At 44.6% G+C, this 19,264-nt stretch carries 21 protein-coding genes; 10 read left to right on the forward strand and 11 right to left on the reverse strand.

The window, feature by feature from the left end:
- Positions 1 to 41: 41 nt before the first annotated feature.
- On the reverse strand, positions 42 to 737 hold the full coding sequence (tsaA, locus tag OCV20_RS03760; protein ID WP_050619947.1) for a tRNA (N6-threonylcarbamoyladenosine(37)-N6)-methyltransferase TrmO: 696 nt from the start codon (positions 735 to 737) through the stop codon (positions 42 to 44).
- A 124-nt stretch (positions 738 to 861) separates the two neighbouring features.
- On the opposite strand from tsaA, the gene OCV20_RS03765 reads away from it, so the two are divergent.
- The 3 genes from OCV20_RS03765 (at position 862) to OCV20_RS03775 (ending at position 3,223) form a co-directional block, all read left to right on the forward strand.
- Positions 862 to 1,122: a type B 50S ribosomal protein L31 gene (locus OCV20_RS03765; protein ID WP_009847432.1), complete on the forward strand. Its 261-nt coding sequence runs from the start codon at positions 862 to 864 to the stop codon at positions 1,120 to 1,122.
- Between the two features lies 1 nt (position 1,123).
- Complete coding sequence (gene ykgO / locus OCV20_RS03770; RefSeq protein WP_004734365.1) at positions 1,124 to 1,249, forward strand: type B 50S ribosomal protein L36; 126 nt, start codon at positions 1,124 to 1,126, stop codon at positions 1,247 to 1,249.
- A 387-nt stretch (positions 1,250 to 1,636) separates the two neighbouring features.
- The gene (locus OCV20_RS03775) at positions 1,637 to 3,223 is read left to right on the forward strand and encodes an AbgT family transporter (protein ID WP_086774712.1); all 1,587 of its coding nucleotides are present in this window, start codon (positions 1,637 to 1,639) and stop codon (positions 3,221 to 3,223) included.
- Between the two features lie 125 nt (positions 3,224 to 3,348).
- On the opposite strand, the gene OCV20_RS03780 is transcribed toward OCV20_RS03775, so the two are convergent.
- The 5 genes from OCV20_RS03780 to OCV20_RS03800 form a co-directional block, all read right to left on the reverse strand.
- Complete coding sequence (locus OCV20_RS03780) at positions 3,349 to 4,278, reverse strand: hypothetical protein (RefSeq protein WP_086774711.1); 930 nt, start codon at positions 4,276 to 4,278, stop codon at positions 3,349 to 3,351.
- Between the two features lie 9 nt (positions 4,279 to 4,287).
- Entirely contained in the window at positions 4,288 to 5,451 is a 1,164-nt protein-coding gene (locus OCV20_RS03785) for a BamA/TamA family outer membrane protein (RefSeq protein ID WP_086774710.1), read from the reverse strand.
- A gap of 188 nt (positions 5,452 to 5,639) precedes the next feature.
- Entirely contained in the window at positions 5,640 to 6,410 is a 771-nt protein-coding gene (locus tag OCV20_RS03790) for a MipA/OmpV family protein (protein ID WP_086774709.1), read from the reverse strand.
- Between the two features lie 119 nt (positions 6,411 to 6,529).
- On the reverse strand, positions 6,530 to 6,973 hold the full coding sequence (locus tag OCV20_RS03795) for a YaiI/YqxD family protein (protein WP_009847429.1): 444 nt from the start codon (positions 6,971 to 6,973) through the stop codon (positions 6,530 to 6,532).
- Positions 6,974 to 7,011: 38 nt separating this feature from the next.
- Complete coding sequence (locus tag OCV20_RS03800; protein ID WP_086774708.1) at positions 7,012 to 7,299, reverse strand: hypothetical protein; 288 nt, start codon at positions 7,297 to 7,299, stop codon at positions 7,012 to 7,014.
- A 768-nt stretch (positions 7,300 to 8,067) separates the two neighbouring features.
- On the opposite strand from OCV20_RS03800, the gene OCV20_RS03805 reads away from it, so the two are divergent.
- Positions 8,068 to 8,586: a GNAT family N-acetyltransferase gene (locus OCV20_RS03805; protein ID WP_086774707.1), complete on the forward strand. Its 519-nt coding sequence runs from the start codon at positions 8,068 to 8,070 to the stop codon at positions 8,584 to 8,586.
- Here OCV20_RS03805 and OCV20_RS03810 read toward each other — a convergent pair.
- On the reverse strand, positions 8,552 to 8,860 hold the full coding sequence (locus OCV20_RS03810; protein ID WP_050647925.1) for a DUF3301 domain-containing protein: 309 nt from the start codon (positions 8,858 to 8,860) through the stop codon (positions 8,552 to 8,554). The two genes, OCV20_RS03805 and OCV20_RS03810, sit on opposite strands and share 35 nt — an antisense overlap.
- Positions 8,861 to 8,944: 84 nt before the next feature.
- Positions 8,945 to 9,985: a DUF3549 family protein gene (locus OCV20_RS03815; protein ID WP_048616184.1), complete on the reverse strand. Its 1,041-nt coding sequence runs from the start codon at positions 9,983 to 9,985 to the stop codon at positions 8,945 to 8,947.
- An 87-nt stretch (positions 9,986 to 10,072) separates the two neighbouring features.
- Between OCV20_RS03815 and OCV20_RS03820 the strand changes: the two genes are divergently transcribed.
- On the forward strand, positions 10,073 to 10,387 hold the full coding sequence (locus tag OCV20_RS03820) for a YqcC family protein (RefSeq protein ID WP_050619944.1): 315 nt from the start codon (positions 10,073 to 10,075) through the stop codon (positions 10,385 to 10,387).
- A complete protein-coding gene (truC, locus tag OCV20_RS03825) occupies positions 10,387 to 11,136 on the forward strand; it encodes a tRNA pseudouridine(65) synthase TruC (protein ID WP_017060745.1) in 750 nt (249 codons plus the stop codon). Before OCV20_RS03820 ends, truC begins: the two co-directional genes overlap by 1 nt.
- Before the next feature lie 148 nt (positions 11,137 to 11,284).
- Here the strand turns inward: truC and OCV20_RS03830 are convergent, their stop codons facing one another.
- The 3 genes from OCV20_RS03830 to map all read right to left on the reverse strand — a co-directional run bounded on the left by OCV20_RS03830 (position 11,285) and on the right by map (position 15,489).
- A complete protein-coding gene (locus OCV20_RS03830) occupies positions 11,285 to 11,668 on the reverse strand; it encodes a DUF3461 family protein (protein WP_004734354.1) in 384 nt (127 codons plus the stop codon).
- Between the two features lie 181 nt (positions 11,669 to 11,849).
- A complete protein-coding gene (gene glnD / locus OCV20_RS03835) occupies positions 11,850 to 14,471 on the reverse strand; it encodes a bifunctional uridylyltransferase/uridylyl-removing protein GlnD (protein ID WP_086774706.1) in 2,622 nt (873 codons plus the stop codon).
- Between the two features lie 139 nt (positions 14,472 to 14,610).
- Positions 14,611 to 15,489, reverse strand: a complete 879-nt coding sequence (gene map, locus OCV20_RS03840; RefSeq protein ID WP_048606681.1) for a type I methionyl aminopeptidase — start codon at positions 15,487 to 15,489, stop codon at positions 14,611 to 14,613.
- 457 nt (positions 15,490 to 15,946) lie between these two features.
- Here map and rpsB point away from each other — a divergent pair, with 457 nt between their 5' ends.
- The 4 genes from rpsB to frr all read left to right on the forward strand — a co-directional run bounded on the left by rpsB (position 15,947) and on the right by frr (position 19,200).
- On the forward strand, positions 15,947 to 16,678 hold the full coding sequence (gene rpsB / locus OCV20_RS03845; RefSeq protein ID WP_032547152.1) for a 30S ribosomal protein S2: 732 nt from the start codon (positions 15,947 to 15,949) through the stop codon (positions 16,676 to 16,678).
- 138 nt (positions 16,679 to 16,816) lie between these two features.
- A complete protein-coding gene (tsf, locus tag OCV20_RS03850) occupies positions 16,817 to 17,662 on the forward strand; it encodes a translation elongation factor Ts (protein ID WP_017630772.1) in 846 nt (281 codons plus the stop codon).
- Positions 17,663 to 17,812: 150 nt separating this feature from the next.
- Positions 17,813 to 18,544 carry a UMP kinase gene (gene pyrH / locus OCV20_RS03855; RefSeq protein WP_017630771.1) on the forward strand — a complete coding sequence of 244 codons (732 nt, stop codon included), beginning with the start codon at positions 17,813 to 17,815 and terminating at the stop codon, positions 18,542 to 18,544.
- 98 nt (positions 18,545 to 18,642) lie between these two features.
- The gene (frr, locus tag OCV20_RS03860) at positions 18,643 to 19,200 is read left to right on the forward strand and encodes a ribosome recycling factor (RefSeq protein ID WP_017060741.1); all 558 of its coding nucleotides are present in this window, start codon (positions 18,643 to 18,645) and stop codon (positions 19,198 to 19,200) included.
- Positions 19,201 to 19,264: the final 64 nt, after the last annotated feature.

Raw genomic sequence — 19,264 nt, forward strand, 5'->3', positions numbered from 1 at the left:
AATCTGATATAGCCGCATATAATATCAGCCTATTTGGGATCTCAAAAGCGTTCAATGTCAGTTACATTGATGAAAAGCGTTTCAACCACGAATTTCACGTTAAGATCGAACAAATTTACCGCATATTCCTTGTTGTCAGGCTTACCTTTCTTATAGGCAGGGCGAGGATCTTGGCCTAATACTTCTTTGATCACCTGAATGATATGGCGCGCTTGTGGATGGCTTGCGAGCTTACTTTGCGCTTGCTGCGAAAAGTTAACGTCGAGCACTTCTGGTTCATCGGCGGCGAACCCTCCCAATGCATCCGGAATCGAATCTGAGTAGGGGATATAAGGCTTGATGTCGATGATCGGTGTACCGTCTACTAAGTCGACGCTGCCGAGATCCAACCAAGTTTGTCCTTTTTCTTGAGACACACCTTTTAGTTCAACCGCAGACATGCCAATTCCATTCGGTCTGAATGTGGCACGAGACGCGAATACACCAATACGTTCATTCCCGCCAAGGCGAGGTGGCCTCACAGTTGGTTTCCAGCCTGCTTCAAGGTTCTTGTCGAACAGAAATAGTAACCAAACATGGCTAAATTGCTCGATATCACGAACAGACTCAAGGCAGTTTGCTGCATCAACCAACCTGACTCTTGAGGTGGATGTGGGTACCAACCTAGGCTGCCTTGGCACAGCGAACTTCTCTTTATAAGGAGACTCAATAAAGCCAACAGGTTCAATGGTGTACATAGTTGGGTGTTCTCTGATTACGATTAAGACGGAAAAATATCATAAAATCGCTTGTTTTTCTTTTGATAATAATTATCATTTGCAATGTTATAACATATCAAGTTAGTTATTTAAGGGAAATACAATGAAACCGAATATCCATCCAGATTACCGTCCCGTGGTTTTTCATGACACCAGTGTCGATGAGTACTTCTTAATCGGCTCAACGCTAAAAACAGACCGTACTATAGAATGGGAAGACGGCAATACTTATCCTTACTTCACGATTGAGGTGTCGTCAAAGTCGCATCCTTTCTATACAGGTAAACAACGAGTGCTACATAAAGAGGGACGTGTTGCGAACTTCACTCGTCGTTTTGGTCAATTAGGCAAGGGAGCGAAATAGAATGAAAGTTGTGAAATCACTTAAAAGCGCGAAAAGCCGCCATCCTGATTGCCAGATAGTAAAGCGCAGAGGTCGTCATTATGTTATCTGCAAAACCAATCCGAGATTCAAAGCGGTTCAGAAATAGTCAGTCAAATTGATGTGACGCGAGTGTAAAAACGAGGGGAAAGTCAAACTTCATTCATTTGTCTGTTTTTCTTTTCCCTCGAGAAGAACCTGACAGAATATTGCGTATTAACTTAGAGTATGGCGTGTTTTATTTTCAAGTGAATCAATAGGTTATATTATCAGTTATATTTGTAGTGAATGTGTATTTGTGAATTATAAATCTATATTTTGTATTTAATGTAGATTTATTTGCTAATTAATTGTTCAAATAGAGTTAAAAGTCATCGATTGTTACACATTTTGTAACATTTTGAATTTCTAATTGATAATTTTGTCGCGTACCCTTCGCTGGCAATTTGAACATTTTTGTCACAATTGCATAGGAATCACTACAAGGAGGGAACTGATGAGTTCATCAGCTTCAATAAAAAACAACTCGCCAAAGAAACCTATTTTTACCCGTTTTCTCGATGGTGTTGAATATTTGGGGAACCTATTACCCCACCCGATCACTCTTTTCGCAATCTTCTGTGTCGCTATTCTAGTTACTTCAGGTATCGCAGGATATTTTGATGTGTCTGTTATGGACCCTCGTCCAGAAGGTGCTCCAGGTCGTGCTGCTGACGGCATGATCTACGTTGTAAGCTTACTTAATGCTGAAGGCTTACAGCTCATTGTTACTAATCTAGTGACAAACTTTGTTGGCTTTGCGCCATTAGGTACCGTGCTTGTTGCAATGCTAGGTGTAGCGATTGCTGAGCACTCAGGTCTATTATCTGCGGCGATGCGTGGCATGGTAATGGGCGCATCTAAGCGCATGGTTACGGTAACCGTAGTTTTCGCCGGTATTATCTCTAACACGGCTTCAGAGCTTGGTTATGTAGTACTTATCCCGCTTGCAGCAATGCTTTTCCACTCTTTGGGTCGTCACCCATTAGCAGGTCTAGCGGCAGCATTTGCTGGTGTATCTGGTGGTTACTCTGCAAACCTTCTAATTGGTACGGTTGACCCACTGCTTTCTGGTATCACAGAAACAGCAGCACAAATGATCGACCCGACTTACAGCGTTGGTCCTGAATCAAACTGGTACTTCATGTTTGTTTCTACTTTCTTCATCGCGATTACAGGTGCATTTGTAACTGAGAAGATTGTTGAACCAAAACTGGGTCAATACAATGACGAAGAAGCGTCTGAAGATTTATCAAATGATTCAATGGGCAAGCTAACAGACGTTGAAAAGAAAGGCCTTAAGCTTGCGGGTATCGCAGTGCTAGCGGTTTCAGCGCTTCTTGCTTGGACGATTGTTCCAGCTGATGGTGTTCTACGTTCAGCAGCAGGTACGGTTTCAGGTTCTCCATTCCTGAAAAGTATCGTAGCGTTCATCTTCGTATTCTTCGCAGTTCCTGGTTTTGTTTACGGTAAAGTTACCGGCACAATGAAAACAGACCGTGATGTAATCAATGCAATGTCTAAGTCTATGTCTTCAATGGGCATGTACATCGTACTTGTGTTCTTCGCTGCTCAGTTTGTTGCTTTCTTCAAGTGGACTAACTTCGGCCAAGTATTCGCAGTTGCAGGTGCTACTTTCCTACAAGATATCGGCCTAACGGGTCCAATGTTGTTCTTCGCATTCATCCTAATGTGTGGCTTCATTAACCTGATGATCGGTTCAGCTTCTGCTCAGTGGGCAGTAACAGCGCCAATCTTCGTTCCAATGCTAATGCTAGTTGGTTACGCGCCTGAAACGATTCAAGCGGCTTACCGTATCGGTGATTCAACAACCAACATCATTACGCCAATGATGAGCTACTTCGGTCTTATCCTTGCTGTAGCGACGCGTTACATGAAGAACCTAGGTATCGGTACTCTGATTGCAACTATGCTTCCATACTCAATCGTATTCTTGGTTGGTTGGAGCTTAATGTTCTACGTTTGGGTATTCGTATTTGGTCTACCAGTAGGCCCAGGTGCGGCAACGTACTACACGCCTTAGTCTTAAGGTTCAGAGTTGTCTGTAGAAGACTTGTTCCTATAGATAACTCTTGCTTGAAGATAGCTCTCTTATAGAGAACAAAAACCTGCGTTTATCGCAGGTTTTTTTCGTTATGTCACCGAGAACTAGTAGGAGTAAGTCATGATGACATTGACGATTTTTCTGCCCGGGCCACCAATGAACTCAAGGTTTGCTCCGTAAGTTTTTGTGATATTCCAATTTGCTCCGATTATCGCAGAGTAGTCTTCTGCGCTTTGCTGAGATAATTGATACGACAACCCGTCTACACCCAACGCGTTGTTTTCTTGCGTTAACCCTTCGCTGTGCATGTAAGCGGCACCCACATAAGGGAAAATGTTACCCCAGTTTTCAGTTTGAATAAGTTGGCCAACTCGAGGGCTGAACAACATGGTTTTAGTGTTAGTGCGCTCATCGTCGGTACGAGAGTGCGTCATACTGGCCGGAAGTACATAAGTGAAATCTCCAACCTGACCGACAATATTCATCGAGAACCCCCAGTTAGTGCCTTCCACATCCGGGTAAAACTCTGGAGTGTTGATGGATTCTTTAGAGCAAATGGGTAAATTTGAGTGTTTTTCGCAAGCTTTAAAGAGTGAGGTCGGTATTTCGGCTGTTAATTGAGTACCACCCGAGAAACGCCCGACATGTACGCCCATTTGTAGGAAGGGAAACACCCAAGCCGCAGCGCGCAGCTGCATGCTTTTGCTCTCGATTTCAGGTTCGCCAAATGACACCTGCGAAAGATCGTATCTGTCTCCTAAATTTACGTCGCCGACTTGCACGCCCAAATCATACATTTCGATATTTTGCTCAGAAGCGTTACCGATGAATGAAAGAGAAAACGGTAGAGGCAGGGCATAACCGAGATCAATGGCCTTTTGGGCATGAAAAGGTAAAGCGTGTTCCCACTTCTTATTGAGCTTCTGCTGTGTTTCGGCATCAGGAAAATCGACTCGTGCACTTTCTTCTGCCCGACTTGACGTTGCGCCGATAGCCAATGCGATAACCGCGCTTAACGTTATAAACTTTGTCATGCTGACCTCTTAAAACGCTTCGTTGATCGACAGATAAAGGCCTTGTGCATCATTAGAGCCAAAGCCGAGGTCGACACGAACGTTCATACGAGGTTGGAGTTCATAACGATAGCCAACGCCGTAGCTGTAAATTTTATCCTGATACAGGTCATTGATGTTTTCAGCCGTTGTTGCGAGACCGGCCCACATCGTAAAGCCGTGTTTGGTGTAATCACCATTGCTCATAAATGACTGGCGATACTCCATGGTGTGCTCGACGCTGTGCATATCACGGTAGCGTCCGTAATAGATGCCACGCATGGAATCTTGGCCGCCAAAGGTTGGCAGTTCGTAATAGGGAACATCGCCTGCGCTTAAGTTTGCAGTATTGAGAAAAGCCAAGGTGGAGCCTTTGATTGGTGTCCAATACAGACGGTAATCGGCTTCAGCTTTTTCAAAATTGGAGTCACTGCCAAAGTTGTCTTGGTAGCTCGCATATTCAAGGCTCAGAAACTGACCTTGACGAGCATTTACTGCGATGTCGCGGGTATCCCATTGTAAGGCTACACCTACCCCGAGCGTGAAGGAGTTATCTTGACCGTAGATAAAATCGGTATCTTGAGCGACGTTTGATGAAATAGATTCTTCAATCGCCTTTTTGTACTGCAAGCGAAGTATTGGCCCTAGGTAAATGTTGTTACCCAAGTGCATTCCGAGATCAGCGTTGTAGGTGACGAAGTCATAGTCGACTAAGTTCTCTTCATCTTTACCGTTATTGGCCCCTGACTGATAACCAGTACCGAAATAGTACAAGCTTTGTTTGCCCATCGATAATTGGCCGAAGTAGCGCAGTTTATTCTGTGGAGAAAATATTTTTTGTTTGGAGCGAACACCAAAACCGACACCGCTATCCATTTCATTGGCGATACCCACTAATGTGATGGAAGATCGTTGAGTTTTACTCGGTTGTTCAGGTGTCGTGTTAAATGAGTACAATCCACCGATGGCAAGCATAAAGCCAGTTTCTGGCATGTAAGCCGGGCCCCCAAGCAGTGAAAATAATCCGTTATCTTTGTTGTCTGGTGTTGAGTGGGGAACGGTATCTTCTTGTGCTAAAGAAGTAGAAGAGAATCCAAGAAGCAGGGAGCAGATCCATTGCAACGAGCCAAAAATAGTCGTTGTTTTACGTAGCATGGTGCACTCATGTGTTCACTAAAAGAGGGAGTATCTATGCCTGCGCTACGAGGAGGTAATGATCCGTTTTAATATCTGATATGTGTTAAGTGTATATCGTTGTAGGAATAAGGCTTGGAGCACCATCTTGACCGATTTCAAAATGGTGCATGTAAAATAGATGGGCTATTTTATTTGGACGAGTAAACTCATAATCCGGCGAAACGATAGGTAACCCCAAATTCAAATGACCAGCCTAAATCTCGTTGTATCAAAGCGCTGTCGCTGTCGTGATGAATTAAGTCTGCTCGAGCGATACCAATCCAAGTTGGCGTGAACTCATAGAGCCCGATTAACCCCGCTTGATAAACAAACGTCGACCCTGCATCAAACTGGTTTAACCCTGAGGCAGAAGCTTCGGTGTTAGAAATACCATAAAGGTGATTGGACAGTTTCTTGTCACGATAATCGATTTCTAGGTAGGGCGTAATGGTGAATGGCTGCGTCCAGGTTTCTAATGTTCTGCCTAAGTGAAGCTGAACTTCGTAGCCGTTATGTTCTGAAGTCACATCGTGTAAGTAGGTGAGGCGTGCGCCAACCGTACCTAATGTTATCCCCAGCTCTCCATTACCATCTCTGTCTTGAATGCCGTTGGGTAGGTCGACAAAAGTGTCTGACACCTCAGCAAAACGCCAGTTTCCAGATAGCCCGACGTAAGGCAGCAGTTGCCAATTGGCTAAGCTGCCATCAATAAAGCCTTTTGGGCCTGAGTAGAATAGGTTGGGTGTCGCGCCAAATTGAGGGGCACTTTTAGTGGAGAAAACACTTTCACCATAGGTAATGCTGCCTCCGATGATTCCGAACTCTTTATTCGCAAGGTGTTCATCGGCAAAGTCTTCACCAGCAAAGTTTTCATCGGCAAAGGAAGGTTGAGTGCTGCAAAAAAGAATGGATAGCGAGAGGGTGATTCGACGAACCATAATCAATACTCCGTTATTGTAATAAATATCAAGAACGGAGTATGTCGATTAAAATTTCATCGGGACTACAGCTATTACGAAAACGACGATCAAAGGTGTCGTAATTAGGAAGACTGTGGTTAGCGTTTGGCTAGCAGGCGATCGAGGTGGTTGGCAAACTCACGACGGTCGGTTTGAGAAAGGGCACTTGGTCCACCCGTTTGGATGCCACTTGAGCGCATGGTATCCATAAAGTCACGAATGTTCAGACGCGCTTTGATGGTCTCTTTGGTGTAAAGCTCACCACGAGAGCTGAGGGCTTGCCCACCTTTGGTGATCACTTCGTCAGCCAGAGGGATATCGGATGTAATCACAAGATCGCCAGGTTCAGTGCGTTTTACGATTTCATCATCAGCAATATCAAATCCGCTTGGCACTTGAATCGAGTGAATGTTATTACGTTTAGGAACGGGAACCAGATGGTTTGCCACAAAGGTACATTCAACCCCTGTGCGCTCAGCTGCGCGTACGATTGTTTCTCGGATAACCTTTGGACAAGCGTCCGCATCAACCCATATCTTCATAGTGTTCTATTTCTCTGTTAGCTTATTGCTCAGTTGCCTTATTGCTCAGTTAGTTTAGCTTCAAGTATGGCAACGCGAGCGGTGAGTTCAAGGATTTGCTTTTCTAGCTGGCTAACACGATCAAGTGCCGGCTCTTCTTGTGTCGCGACTTCAACTTTAGGAACGCGATTTGCGCTTTTCCAGCTCTTGATAGTCGTGATTAAAGCGGGCATCGGAACGGATGTGCTCATACGAGCCTTAACTAAAGCAACTGTCGGCTCTTTCCCTTGCGCTTGCAGTCCTTCAAGCACTGATTTCAACTCTTCAGAAACATCTTTTGTCAGCATGTTGACCTCCATTTTTAGTCTTCAGTCATTTTACTCGCTCTGGTGAATGATAGCGAATCATAAAACCGCCCATGACTTGTGAGAGATCTCTTACAAAGGCTGTGAGATAACACGAATACATCGCTAGAGATATTGATGTGCATATAGTTAAGGTATTGAATTTTATTTGTTTTATATAATTAACAACTTTCTTGAATTCAAAATGTGATGCAAATCTATTGTCCGAAATCCTAAATCGCGTAAATTAAACCTTGTCGGAAGGATTCTGACACGGAACAGGAAAGCACCAAGGATTTGGTTATCTTCAGGATGAAGATTTGGTTACTTAGGATTGAGTGATCAAGCATGGAGCGTAAGGACATTGTAGGGATACAGTCAGTTAACAGGAAGTTAGCTGCAACGGAATGACAATGGACACCTTTAGGATTAAAGGGTTGGATTAGCATCAGGACGATGTAAAGGACACCGCTCACGGAACAAGTGATGTGCGCTAACTAGGATTGTTAGCTTTCAGGATGATTGGACACCGCTAGGACGGCGAAGTAAAGGAAAGAGCTGAAGGATTACAGCCACTATTATGGATGATGCATGGAGCATTAATTAGTAGCCGGACTGCTGCGAGTAAGACCCTAGCCCTGACACTTCGGTGTCGGGGCTTTTCTTTTCCTGAGGCTTTCTCTGTCTAGGAGGCTCTTTTTAATCGAGAGCTTTTTCATCTAAGAGCGCAACATCTGCTTTTCTGCTAATGGTCAACACAAGGAGTGTTTTATGACGATAGCAACCTCAAGAACGCTGTTGGTACCTTATACTGAACAGCTAGAACTCGACTTTATCAAGTTAAATTGCTGCCCCATTAATCGTGCTGAAATGAATGGACCTCACTCTATCACCTCTGCGAAGCATCTTTTTCAAGAAATACTGCAAGATAACGTAGGCTTTTGCCGCGCGATCATCCACAACCAAACCCGTGAATATCTTGGACATGTCTTTGTTTCATCGGAAAAGGGTAAGCATGAATTTGGCTTTATTTTGGATAAAGAATATTGGAATCAAGGTTTTGCTAGTGAGGTACTAAAGCCTTTCTTTAGTTTAGTGCGTTTTGAAGAGCGCCTAACGAATGTTGTTGCGACTGTGAATGTCGGCCACAACCCATCGATTAAGCTATTAGAAAAATTAGGCTTTGCATTTAAAGAGACCAAACAAGATCAGTTTGGCCCTTATCATGAATATCGTTATACCGAGTATTGCGACGTTACATTCTATGAGGCTGTAGCTCAAACCGCATAGAACGGAAACCCACCATGGTCAGTTTCCCTTGGTACAGGTCATCACCCAACGCTGAAAACTCAAATTGATACACGGTGTGCCAGCGCCAAATGGTGGTGAGCTCATGGCGCATCTTAAGTTTATGACCATTAAAGGCAACACTTAATAGCTGTAGGTCGAGCTCTTTACATTTTCTCGCAATGGCAGCTTTCGCAAGCTCGGATTGCCTGCGCTGCTGCCAAAACAGAAAGCAAAAGAAGCACAGCATCAAAATAGCCAATAAGTTATCTATCATTTAATCCATACTTCCTTTTATCTCTCTATTCCGTTCGTGATTTGAGCTTTTTCTTATGAGCTACTGAGCTGTTATGTCTGGTATCTATTGCGACTTAGCCGCTTGTTGTAATTCAACAAGTGCATTGGCAAGTTCTGGTGATGGGTTCGAATTCAACAACGGCAAAAATACCATTCTTAGTGTCGGAATCATCACTAAATCTGCAAATAACTGATTGAACAGGTTCTGGTTGCCTGTTTGTGCGAGGCGTAACAAGAATTGCTCAGCAATCGATGGATCTTGCAGTGCGTGCCAGCTACGACCAGCCAAACCAATTAACACCTCTTGATGGCTTAAGCGTGGGCTCGCCAGTACTTGGTTAATTACGGAATTCGTTGTGCTTTGCTCTGCGCCAGAAAGGGCACGTACCAGTGCCGACAGTAAGAACAGATCCGGCTCTTGGCTGTTAATCTCATTTTCTGCCATCTCTTGTAAGCGTTGAGCCAGCTTGTCATTGATTTGCGTGTGCTCAAGCGCCCCTAGTGTTGCGTATAGAGGTTCTGATGGCAGTTTGTTCAATGCTTTGCGAATCGCGACACCATTTTGTTGGCTGCCTAAGCGAGCACACATATCAGTGATGCCTTGTAGGCCAACGGTTTTCCAGTTGTCCCAACCGAGTTCGCCTGTGAAATAGTGTTGAGCGTGTTCGTAGTATTGGCTCGTTGCAAGGTCTAAACCTGCTCTTACTTGGCTATGGAACACGGCCATTTTGTCTTCTGAAGGCTTGAAAGTATATGGGTTGTTAGACAGCTTTTGTTGTTGCTCTTCGCTGATCTCACCGTTCAAACGTGTGCCCATCGCTTCGATAACAAACTTAAGGAAATTGCCGACATCACCTTGATGTAATAGGCCTCTTTCGTCCAGTTTGAATTTTAGGAACCAGATCCACGGTTGTTTGTGTTCGTTCCAGTAACTAATCGCTAAGTGAGCTTGTTTCTGAAGTGGAAATGGGTACGGCTGTTTCCCTTGCTCAACATCAGAGAATAAGGTGTTGTCGATCTTCTGAATACGGCGACCTAGGTCGTAGATATCGTATTGGCAACCGCTATTCTTTAGTAACTGAGTGAGCGTGTGAATCGTTTCCATAGTAATAAAGCTCCTAACTTTCTTTCCTAAATAGATGGTACTCTATGCCCCAATTTCAAGGTCACTAGATAAATAACTTGGTGAAAAATGACAGCAGCCACAAAGTTACCTCTTTTACTTCAACAATTAGAACAACAAATGCGCCAATGTTCCCTATGGAGTGCGCTTCCGCCTTCGGATGAAGCTCTGGCGAGCGTAGAGCCTTTTGCTATTGATTCTCTACAGCCAGAAGAGTGGTTGCAGTGGATCTTTATCGTTAAGATCAACGCAATGATGGATGCGAAAATGGCGCTACCGAAGGGCTTTGCTATCCATCCTTATTTTGGTGAAGTGTGGAAAAATGAGGCAGACAAGGTCGAACTGCTAGTGACAATTCAGAGCATTGATGAGGTATGCGCGTAATGTTAGAGATCATTTATCAAGATGAGTATTTTGTCGCGGTGAATAAGCCCGCTGGCATGCTAGTGCATCGTTCATGGCTGGATAAACACGAAACGCAATTTGTTATGCAGACACTGCGTGATCAAATTGGTCAGCATGTATTTCCATTGCATCGTTTAGACAGACCGACATCGGGTGTGTTGGTGTTTGCGTTGTCGAGTGAGGTTGCTTCACAGGTGATGCCAATGTTCGCTAATCATGAGATGCAAAAAACCTATCATGCGATTGTTCGTGGTTGGATAGAAGAGGGCGATACGCTCGATTATGCACTTAAGGTTGAGCTGGATAAGATCGCAGATAAGTTCGCGAAAGAAGACAAAGAAGCGCAAGAGGCGGTGACAGTCTATGAACCGCTAGCAAAAGTAGAAGTGCCATATTCAACAGGGCGTTTTCCTACGAGCCGCTACTGCTTGGTTGAGATGATGCCAAAGACAGGTCGCAAACATCAGCTGCGTCGTCACATGGCTCACCTAAGACATCCGATAGTGGGTGATACCTCGCATGGTGATGGTAAGCACAATCGACTGTTCCGTGATGATTTAGATTCGCACCGTTTGTTGTTGCACGCTTCAGAGCTTCGCTTTATTCACCCTTTCACAAAAGAAGAGTTGGTTATGAAGGCCAACCTTGATGAAACTTGGCTAAGGTTGTTTGAAACCTTTGAGTGGGATACTAACTTAATCGATGCTCAAACTTGCTTGTCTAAGTAAGTCTCGCGTGTTTTAAGCAATCGCGAGTCTAAGTGAATAGAGAAAATAGAATAAAAAACAAAGGGCTGATAGTGATATCAGCCCTTTTTGTATCTGTATAACCTTAACGGCATAACTAATGTTGGTTAGTTATTAGTTAGTCGCGGGATCATTTTAGCTTTTCTAGATCGGCTTCGATCTCAGCGATCTTACTTGATACCACTTTCTCTAGATGGCGTAAGTCGGTAAGGATCTTCTGCTTCACATCCACCTCAGCCGTTGGCGTCGGTTTGGTGATCTTGTTGAGCTCATCAATCACAAGAGTGAGGTTGCGGTTAATCTCAGTCACTTCTTTGTATTGATTATTGCCACCGCTAACAAGCACACTTTTTACTTGTCGTGGGTACTTAAACTTAACGCTTTTCGCGAACAGTTCACCTTTCTGCTTACGAAAGTAAATCTTCAGGATATCTTTGTGCGCTTCTTGGCGAAGGGAGTAACGTTCAATCTGTTTAGGTTCGTGGATACCTAAGCCAGTGAGGTTTGGATACATAAGCGACCTCTAGGTTATGAATGTAATACTTTTATGTAATTGACTTGATCAATGTAGCAGCCTAACGACGAGCTAGATAGTTGATATCTGTGAATTGATTGTAAGTTGTGGGCAAGATCGCTCTCTATCTTTACCCACACTTATTTGGTTATTAAACCTGCTTTTAGACTGAATTCGCTTTCTAAGGTGCGAGTTCAGAAACGTGCTCGGTTAATCGCTCTCTTAGTGCCTGTTCTTGTTCTTCAGACAGCCTTCCACCTGCTTCACTGGTCAGAATAAACAGATCCTCTGCTCGCTCACCTATGGTGGTGATTTTGGCACCGTGTAAGTTGATGTCTAGCTCCGCAAAGGTTGCACCGACTTGAGCCAATAACCCCGGCGTATCAAGGGCTCTTAACTCCATCAAGGTGCGTTTCTTGCTCTTGGTTGGTAGGAACTCAACTAAGGTTTTGACCTTAAAGTGTTGCAAGTTACGTGGCGTGCGACGTGTCTTAATCTTAGTTGGTCGGCCATCAGCCAATACATGAGTCAGATGCTTAGCAACGGCTTTGTGTCTTGCTTCATCAATCGCTTCACCGTGCTGGTCTAGTACGATAAAGGTATCCAAAACATGACCATCTTTGCTGACCATGACTTGGGCGTCATGAACGTTAAAGTTACGTCTGTCGAGTTCGGCAACCACGGTCGCAAACAGTGCCGCTTGGTCTTTACAGTAAACGAACACCTCAGTACCACCACGTGTCGCTTTTTTGCTGATCAGCACGAGTGGTTGGCTTGGGTCTTCTAGGCGAAGTAAGTGCTCACAGTGCCAAGCGATTTGTTTATGTGTGTGACGCAAGAAATAATCGGCCTTAAAGCGTTGCCATAACAGTTCAATCTCACGAGCGGTGAAGCCTTCTTTACGCAGCAGTGCTGATGCCATTTGTTGGTTGTGACGAATACGGTCTCTGACATCGACTGGGTTTTCCAATCCGCGGCGCAGTGCGCGCTGCGTAGAGTGGAATAGCTCAGCTAACAGGGTGCGTTTCCAACTGTTCCATAGCTCAGGGTTCGTCGCACAGATATCGGCAACGGTTAAGCAAACCAGTAGCTCGAGTGATTCTTCATCACGCACTTTTTTGGCGAATTCGGTGATCACATCTGGATCGTAGATATCACGGCGCTGAGCCGTTACTGACATCAACAGATGATTTTGTACCAACCACGCGACTTGTTTAGCTTCAGGTTTCGATAACCCGTGTTCAATACAGAAAGAGTAAGCCTCAACTGCACCTATCTCAGAGTGGTCTCCGCCGCGGCCTTTGCCGATGTCATGGAAGATAGCGGCAAGGATCAGCAACTCTTTCTTCTGTACGCGCGGGTACACTTCACAGCAGATAGGGTGCTTATCGTGGTTTTCAATTTGACCAAAGCGGTTGATGTGCTTGAGAAGGCGGATACTGTGCTCATCCACAGTGTAAACATGGAATAGGTCAAACTGCATCTGACCAACGATCTGGCTCCACTGCGGTAAGTATGCCGAGAGTACGCCCAACTTGTGCATTAAGCTAAAGGCCTTGTGCAGAGCATTTGGGTGGCGAATTAGATCCATGAACTTGTCACGAGCTTCAGGAATGGTATGCAGGAATCGGTTCAATCGGCGACGTGCCGTTCGCAACTGTCGCAATGTTGGGGGACTAACCCCTTCGATAGTCGAGTCATTGGCGATATGGATAAACATATCGAGAATGGTTTCTGGTCTTGCTTGGAATAGTGCTGGCTTGCGTGCTTCGATCAACGAACCTCGGCGTTGGAAGTCATCGTCGAGAATCTCAGCGTCCTGGGTCTGACCGCCATTGATGATCGCTTGATCGAACAGTTTAAGCAGCATCTTATTCAGTTCAGCAACACGACGAAGGGTTCGGTAGAACTCTTTCATCATCATCTCAACACCACGGTTGCCTTCGCCCGTATAACCCAGATGTTCAGCGACTTGAGCTTGATGGGCAAAGGTGAGGCGGTTGTCATAACGGCGCAGTTCAATGTGCAGTGCAAAACGAACTCGCCATAGGAAATCTTGGCACTCAACTAATTCACGATACTCCGCATCGGTTAGAAAGCCGTATTTGCTCATCTCTAACAAAGAGGTCGCGCCGAAGTGGCGACGCGCAACCCAGCTCAGGGTATGGATGTCTCTGAGTCCGCCTGGAGTCGATTTAATGTCCGGCTCTAGGTTGTAAGTGGTGTCGTGGTAGCGAGCGTGACGCTCTCTCTGTTCTTGAATCTTAGCCTTGTAGAAGGTTTCACTTGGCCAAAACGAATCGGAGTGAATCTTCAGTTTTAGTTCTTGGAAGGTGTCTTCACTGCCACACAACAATCGAGACTCTTGTAGGTTGGTCGCAACGGTTAAATCATCAATGCCGATCTCAAGACATTCGGCAATGGTGCGCACGGCGTGGCCGACTTCTAATCTTAGATCCCAGAGTAGGGTGATGAATTGGCTGACCTTCTCGCCGAGCGCTGGTGGCAATGTTTTTTGCGAGACGATGAGAATATCAATGTCAGACAAAGGGTGCAGTTCGCCACGACCATAACCACCCACTGCGACAAGTGAAATATGAGGCAGTTTGTTGAATCCGAAATTTTCCCACAAACGATTGAGAAGTAAATCCATGTATTCGGAGCGCAGTAGAACCAAATCGGTGACGGGGTGGTGGTTCAGAAATTCATTTTTTTGATACTGCGTGAAGATTTCGAGCTGATTTTTTAATTCGCAGATTTCAATTTGTTCGTCATTGAACGTAAGAGGGCATTGATAAGGCATAGTCTGCTATCCGTGCAAGCAAATGAGAATAGTAAACAATTTAACAGAAGCTGATGGAAAATCGAAATTGAGCGGATAAAAAAATATCCTCGACAATGCGAGGATATTTTTAAAAGGCTGATGCGTTCAGTTCGGTGAACTAAGCGTTCTTCATGATACGTGGGATTGTATCATCGCTGCGCAGTGTTAGTACTTCACAACCAGTATCAGTTACAACCAGAGTGTGCTCCCATTGAGCCGAGTTCTTGCTGTCTGCCGTGTATACTGTCCAACTATCTTCGTCATCAAGACGACAGCCAAACTTACCCGCGTTGATCATTGGCTCGATAGTGAAACACATACCTGCTTTTAGCACGGTGCGATCGCTGTTCTTGTAGTGAACCACTTGTGGATCTTCGTGGAACTCAGAACCAATACCGTGACCACAGTAATCTTTAACAATAGAGAACTTAGCGCGTGGGTTGTTCTTGTTGTTTGTTTTGATGTACTTCTCGATAGCAGTGCCGATTTGACCAAGTTGAACACCTGGCTTAACTTGGCGCATGCCTTCGTAAAGTGCTTCTTGAGCAACCATGCACAGACGCTTGTTTGCTGGTGAAACCTCACCCACTAGGAACATCTTAGATGTGTCACCGTGGTAACCTTGTGGACGAACGCTTAGATCTGCATTTTTGTCATCAGGAATGATTACCGTGATATCAACGTTAAGAATGTCGCCATCTTTTAATACAGCCGGTTTGAATTGACCTGTGCTGCCAGTCTCATCTTGTGATGCTGGAATACCGTGACACACAATGTGGTTGATAGACGTACAGATTGACTTAGGGAAACCGTGGTAATCAAGTGGTGCTGAGTATGCGCCTCTTTCTAGAGCGTACTCGTGACAGATTTGGTTTAGCTCTTCTGTCGTTGTACCTACTTGGATATGAGGTTCAATCATCTCTAGAATTTCAGAAGCCAGCTTGCCGGCGACGCGCATTTTTTCAATTTCTTCAGCAGTTTTAATTTTTACAGCCATTGCATATCTCTTAATTTGGTAGCACCTAAGTGTGCATATTGGGGCTATTCTATCAGTGCAGCATTTTAGCGCAACATTCCCATGTCCATACATTGCTGGTGGATACTGCTCAACGTGAGTGAATCGTGATCGATTTATTGAGCCTGAAGTGAATGAATAGCGACACTATTTATAGGTGAAATTCGCCGATAGGGATCAGTATAGCAGTCGCCATTTTTAGAATTTTTTCTAGCCATAGATAGACAAAATATGGTATAAAGCGCGCCGGACATCAGGACTGTTTTCTCCAATTGGCGAAACAAGCTTTATGTCCACTAACTTATTTCTTTAAATCACACACATTCCGACACATGTTCCGGGGTGCCTCAACAACACAGATAACGGCTGAAAAGTGGTTAGTTGTTAGGGGTCGGATTCATGGGGGATGTGGAGGCCTAACCCCATAGAGGATTTTAAAATGGCAACTGTATCAATGCGCGATATGCTTAAAGCTGGTGTTCACTTCGGTCACCAAACTCGTTACTGGAACCCAAAAATGAAGCCATTCATCTTTGGTGCTCGTAACAAAGTACATATCATCAACCTAGAAAAAACTGTACCAATGTTCAACGAAGCTCTAGCTGAAATCGCTAAAGTTGGCGAGAAGAAAGGTAAAGTTCTTTTTGTTGGTACTAAGCGCGCTGCATCTGAAGCTGTTAAAGAAGCTGCTATCAACAGCAACCAGTTCTACGTTAACAACCGCTGGTTAGGCGGTATGCTAACGAACTACAAAACTGTTCGTCAGTCTATCAAGCGTCTGAAAGAACTTGAAGCGCAAGCTCAAGACGGTACTTTCGACAAGCTTACTAAGAAAGAAGCTCTAATGCGTACTCGTGAAATGGAGAAGCTAGAGAAATCTCTTGGTGGTATCAAGAACATGGGCGGCCTTCCAGACGCTCTATTCGTAATCGATGCTGATCACGAACACATCGCAGTTAAAGAAGCAAACAACCTAGGTATCCCAGTTTACGCTGTAGTTGATACTAACTCTAACCCAGACGGTGTTGACTTCGTTATCCCAGGTAACGACGATGCAATCCGTGCAGTACAGCTTTACCTAAACGCTGCTGCAGACGCGGTTAAAGAAGGTCGCAACAAAGATGTTGCTGCTGTAGCTGCTGAAAAAGACGGTTTTGTAGAAGCTGAATAATAGCGGCTCTGAGCCATATTTAGTTCATATTAAGCGGTCATAATCGGTGGCTTAACGGACTGAATACAGTCAATATCAGGGGCCAATTAATTAGGCCCCTGTTTTTTATCTTTTTTAGAATTTACTGAGGAATAGAGAATGGCAACTGTAACTGCAGCTCTAGTTAAAGAACTTCGCGAGCGCACTGGCGCTGGCATGATGGAATGTAAGAAAGCGCTTGTAGAAGCAAACGCTGACATCGAACTAGCAATTGAAAACATGCGTAAGTCTGGCGCAGCGAAAGCAGCTAAGAAAGCTGGTAACGTTGCTGCTGAAGGCGCAATCATCATCAAAGAAGAGAACGGCGTAGCTGCTCTTCTTGAAGTTAACTGCCAAACTGACTTCGTAGCAAAAGATGCTAACTTCACTGCATTCGCAGAAGAAGTTGCAGCTGCTGCAGTAGCTTCTCAAGCTACTGTTGAAGAGCTACAAGCACAGTTCGAAGAGACTCGTGTTGCTCTAGTTGCAAAAATCGGCGAAAACATCAACATCCGTCGCGTACAATACGTTTCTGGTGTTGCACTAGCTTCTTACCGTCACGGTGAGAAAATCGGTGTTGTTGTTGCTGGTGAAGGCGAAGCTGAAACTCTTAAGCACGTTGCAATGCACGTTGCTGCATCACGTCCTGAGTTCCTAAACCCAGAAGACGTACCAGCAGACGTAGTTGCTAAAGAGAAAGCAGTTCAAGTTGAAATCGCTATGAACGAAGGCAAACCAGCTGAAATCGCAGAGAAAATGGTTGTTGGCCGTATGAAGAAATTCACAGGCGAAATCTCTCTAACTGGTCAAGCTTTCATCATGGAGCCTAAGCAAACTGTTGGTGCTATCCTTAAAGAGAAAGGCGCTTCAGTATCTAACTTCGTACGTCTAGAAGTTGGTGAAGGCATCGAGAAAGCAGCTGAAATGAGCTTTGCTGACGAAGTTGCAGCGGTACAAAAAGGTTAATCCTTAGCGTATTGTTTGAAAAGAGACCGTGGCAAATGCTGCGGTCTTTTTATGAATAGTGAATTATTTTTTAGCTGTTATGAATGCAAACTGAGCTATTCAGTTTTTATCCATGACTGTTAATCATCAACTCTTTGGAAGGTAAACTCCATGACTACGAACCCTAAACCGGCGTATCAACGTATTCTGTTAAAACTTAGCGGTGAAGCACTACAAGGCGAAGAAGGTTTTGGTATTGACCCGACGATCCTTGATCGTATGGCTCAAGAAGTGAAAGAATTGGTTGAACTAGGTGTTCAAGTAGGCGTTGTTATCGGTGGTGGTAACCTTTTCCGTGGTGCAGGCCTTGCTGAAGCAGGTATGAACCGCGTTGTTGGTGACCACATGGGTATGCTTGCAACGGTAATGAACGGCCTTGCAATGCGTGACGCTCTTCACCGTGCTTACGTAAACGCACGTGTAATGTCTGCAATCCCTCTTAAAGGTGTGTGTGACGACTACAACTGGGCAGACGCAATCAGCCAACTACGTCAAGGTCGCGTTGTGATCTTCTCTGCTGGTACTGGTAACCCATTCTTCACTACGGATTCTGCTGCATGTCTACGTGGTATCGAAATCGAAGCTGACGTAGTTCTAAAAGCGACAAAAGTAGATGGTGTATTTACTTCTGACCCTGTAGCAAACCCAGACGCAGAGTTGTATGATACGTTGTCTTACAACACGGTTCTTGATAAAGAACTTAAAGTAATGGACTTGGCTGCATTTACGCTAGCACGTGATCACAAAATGCCAATCCGTGTATTTAACATGAATAAACCAGGCGCACTACGTCGCGTGGTTATGGGTGAAACTGAAGGTACATTAATCAGCGACGCTGACTAATTTTTCGGGCTTACTGAGGTGTTGTACCTTGGTAAGCTTATCCTTATCACTCCAAATAAAAAGCTTTCTTGAAGAAAGAACATAATCAAGGTGAAATTGTGATTAACGAAATCAAAAAAGACGCTCAAGAGCGCATGGTAAAAAGTGTTGATGCACTAAAAAACAGCCTGCAAAAGATTCGTACAGGCCGTGCGCACCCGAGCCTACTTTCTGGTCTTACTGTTGAGTACTACGGTGCTCCAACGCCTTTGACTCAAGTAGCTAACGTTATCGCTGAAGATGCACGTACACTAGCTATTACAGTGTTTGATAAAACACTGACTCCTCTAGTTGAAAAAGCAATTCTGACATCTGACCTAGGCCTAAACCCTATGTCTGCGGGTACAGTTATCCGTGTTCCACTTCCACCGCTAACGGAAGAGCGTCGTAAAGACCTAGTTAAAATCGTTCGTGGCGAAGCTGAAGGTGGCCGTGTTGCTATCCGTAATATCCGTCGTGACGCGAATGGCGATCTAAAAGCACTTCTTAAAGATAAAGAAATCTCGGAAGATGAAGATCGTAAAGCACAAGACGAAATTCAAAAGCTAACTGACGCTGCGGTTAAGAACGTAGACGAAGTTCTAGCTGTTAAAGAAAAAGAGTTGATGGAAGTTTAATTTTCCATATTCTTTTCTTTCCGGAAAAACGCTGTACTCACGGTGCAGCGTTTTTTTATGCTAC

This window comes from Vibrio coralliirubri, assembly GCF_024347375.1.
Lineage (GTDB): Bacteria > Pseudomonadota > Gammaproteobacteria > Enterobacterales > Vibrionaceae > Vibrio > Vibrio coralliirubri.

Coding starts and splice junctions, on each gene's coding strand:
- rpsB (WP_032547152.1), top strand. CDS start 15,947: ATGGCAACTGTATCAATGCGCGATATGCTTAAAGCTGGTGTTCACTTC.
- map (WP_048606681.1), bottom strand. CDS start 15,489: ATGGCTGTAAAAATTAAAACTGCTGAAGAAATTGAAAAAATGCGCGTC.
- OCV20_RS03765 (WP_009847432.1), top strand. CDS start 862: ATGAAACCGAATATCCATCCAGATTACCGTCCCGTGGTTTTTCATGAC.
- OCV20_RS03810 (WP_050647925.1), bottom strand. CDS start 8,860: ATGATAGATAACTTATTGGCTATTTTGATGCTGTGCTTCTTTTGCTTT.
- tsf (WP_017630772.1), top strand. CDS start 16,817: ATGGCAACTGTAACTGCAGCTCTAGTTAAAGAACTTCGCGAGCGCACT.
- pyrH (WP_017630771.1), top strand. CDS start 17,813: ATGACTACGAACCCTAAACCGGCGTATCAACGTATTCTGTTAAAACTT.
- ykgO (WP_004734365.1), top strand. CDS start 1,124: ATGAAAGTTGTGAAATCACTTAAAAGCGCGAAAAGCCGCCATCCTGAT.
- OCV20_RS03790 (WP_086774709.1), bottom strand. CDS start 6,410: ATGGTTCGTCGAATCACCCTCTCGCTATCCATTCTTTTTTGCAGCACT.
- OCV20_RS03775 (WP_086774712.1), top strand. CDS start 1,637: ATGAGTTCATCAGCTTCAATAAAAAACAACTCGCCAAAGAAACCTATT.
- OCV20_RS03820 (WP_050619944.1), top strand. CDS start 10,073: ATGACAGCAGCCACAAAGTTACCTCTTTTACTTCAACAATTAGAACAA.
- glnD (WP_086774706.1), bottom strand. CDS start 14,471: ATGCCTTATCAATGCCCTCTTACGTTCAATGACGAACAAATTGAAATC.
- OCV20_RS03795 (WP_009847429.1), bottom strand. CDS start 6,973: ATGAAGATATGGGTTGATGCGGACGCTTGTCCAAAGGTTATCCGAGAA.
- OCV20_RS03830 (WP_004734354.1), bottom strand. CDS start 11,668: ATGTATCCAAACCTCACTGGCTTAGGTATCCACGAACCTAAACAGATT.
- OCV20_RS03805 (WP_086774707.1), top strand. CDS start 8,068: ATGACGATAGCAACCTCAAGAACGCTGTTGGTACCTTATACTGAACAG.
- OCV20_RS03785 (WP_086774710.1), bottom strand. CDS start 5,451: ATGCTACGTAAAACAACGACTATTTTTGGCTCGTTGCAATGGATCTGC.
- OCV20_RS03800 (WP_086774708.1), bottom strand. CDS start 7,299: ATGCTGACAAAAGATGTTTCTGAAGAGTTGAAATCAGTGCTTGAAGGA.
- truC (WP_017060745.1), top strand. CDS start 10,387: ATGTTAGAGATCATTTATCAAGATGAGTATTTTGTCGCGGTGAATAAG.
- tsaA (WP_050619947.1), bottom strand. CDS start 737: ATGTACACCATTGAACCTGTTGGCTTTATTGAGTCTCCTTATAAAGAG.
- OCV20_RS03780 (WP_086774711.1), bottom strand. CDS start 4,278: ATGACAAAGTTTATAACGTTAAGCGCGGTTATCGCATTGGCTATCGGC.
- OCV20_RS03815 (WP_048616184.1), bottom strand. CDS start 9,985: ATGGAAACGATTCACACGCTCACTCAGTTACTAAAGAATAGCGGTTGC.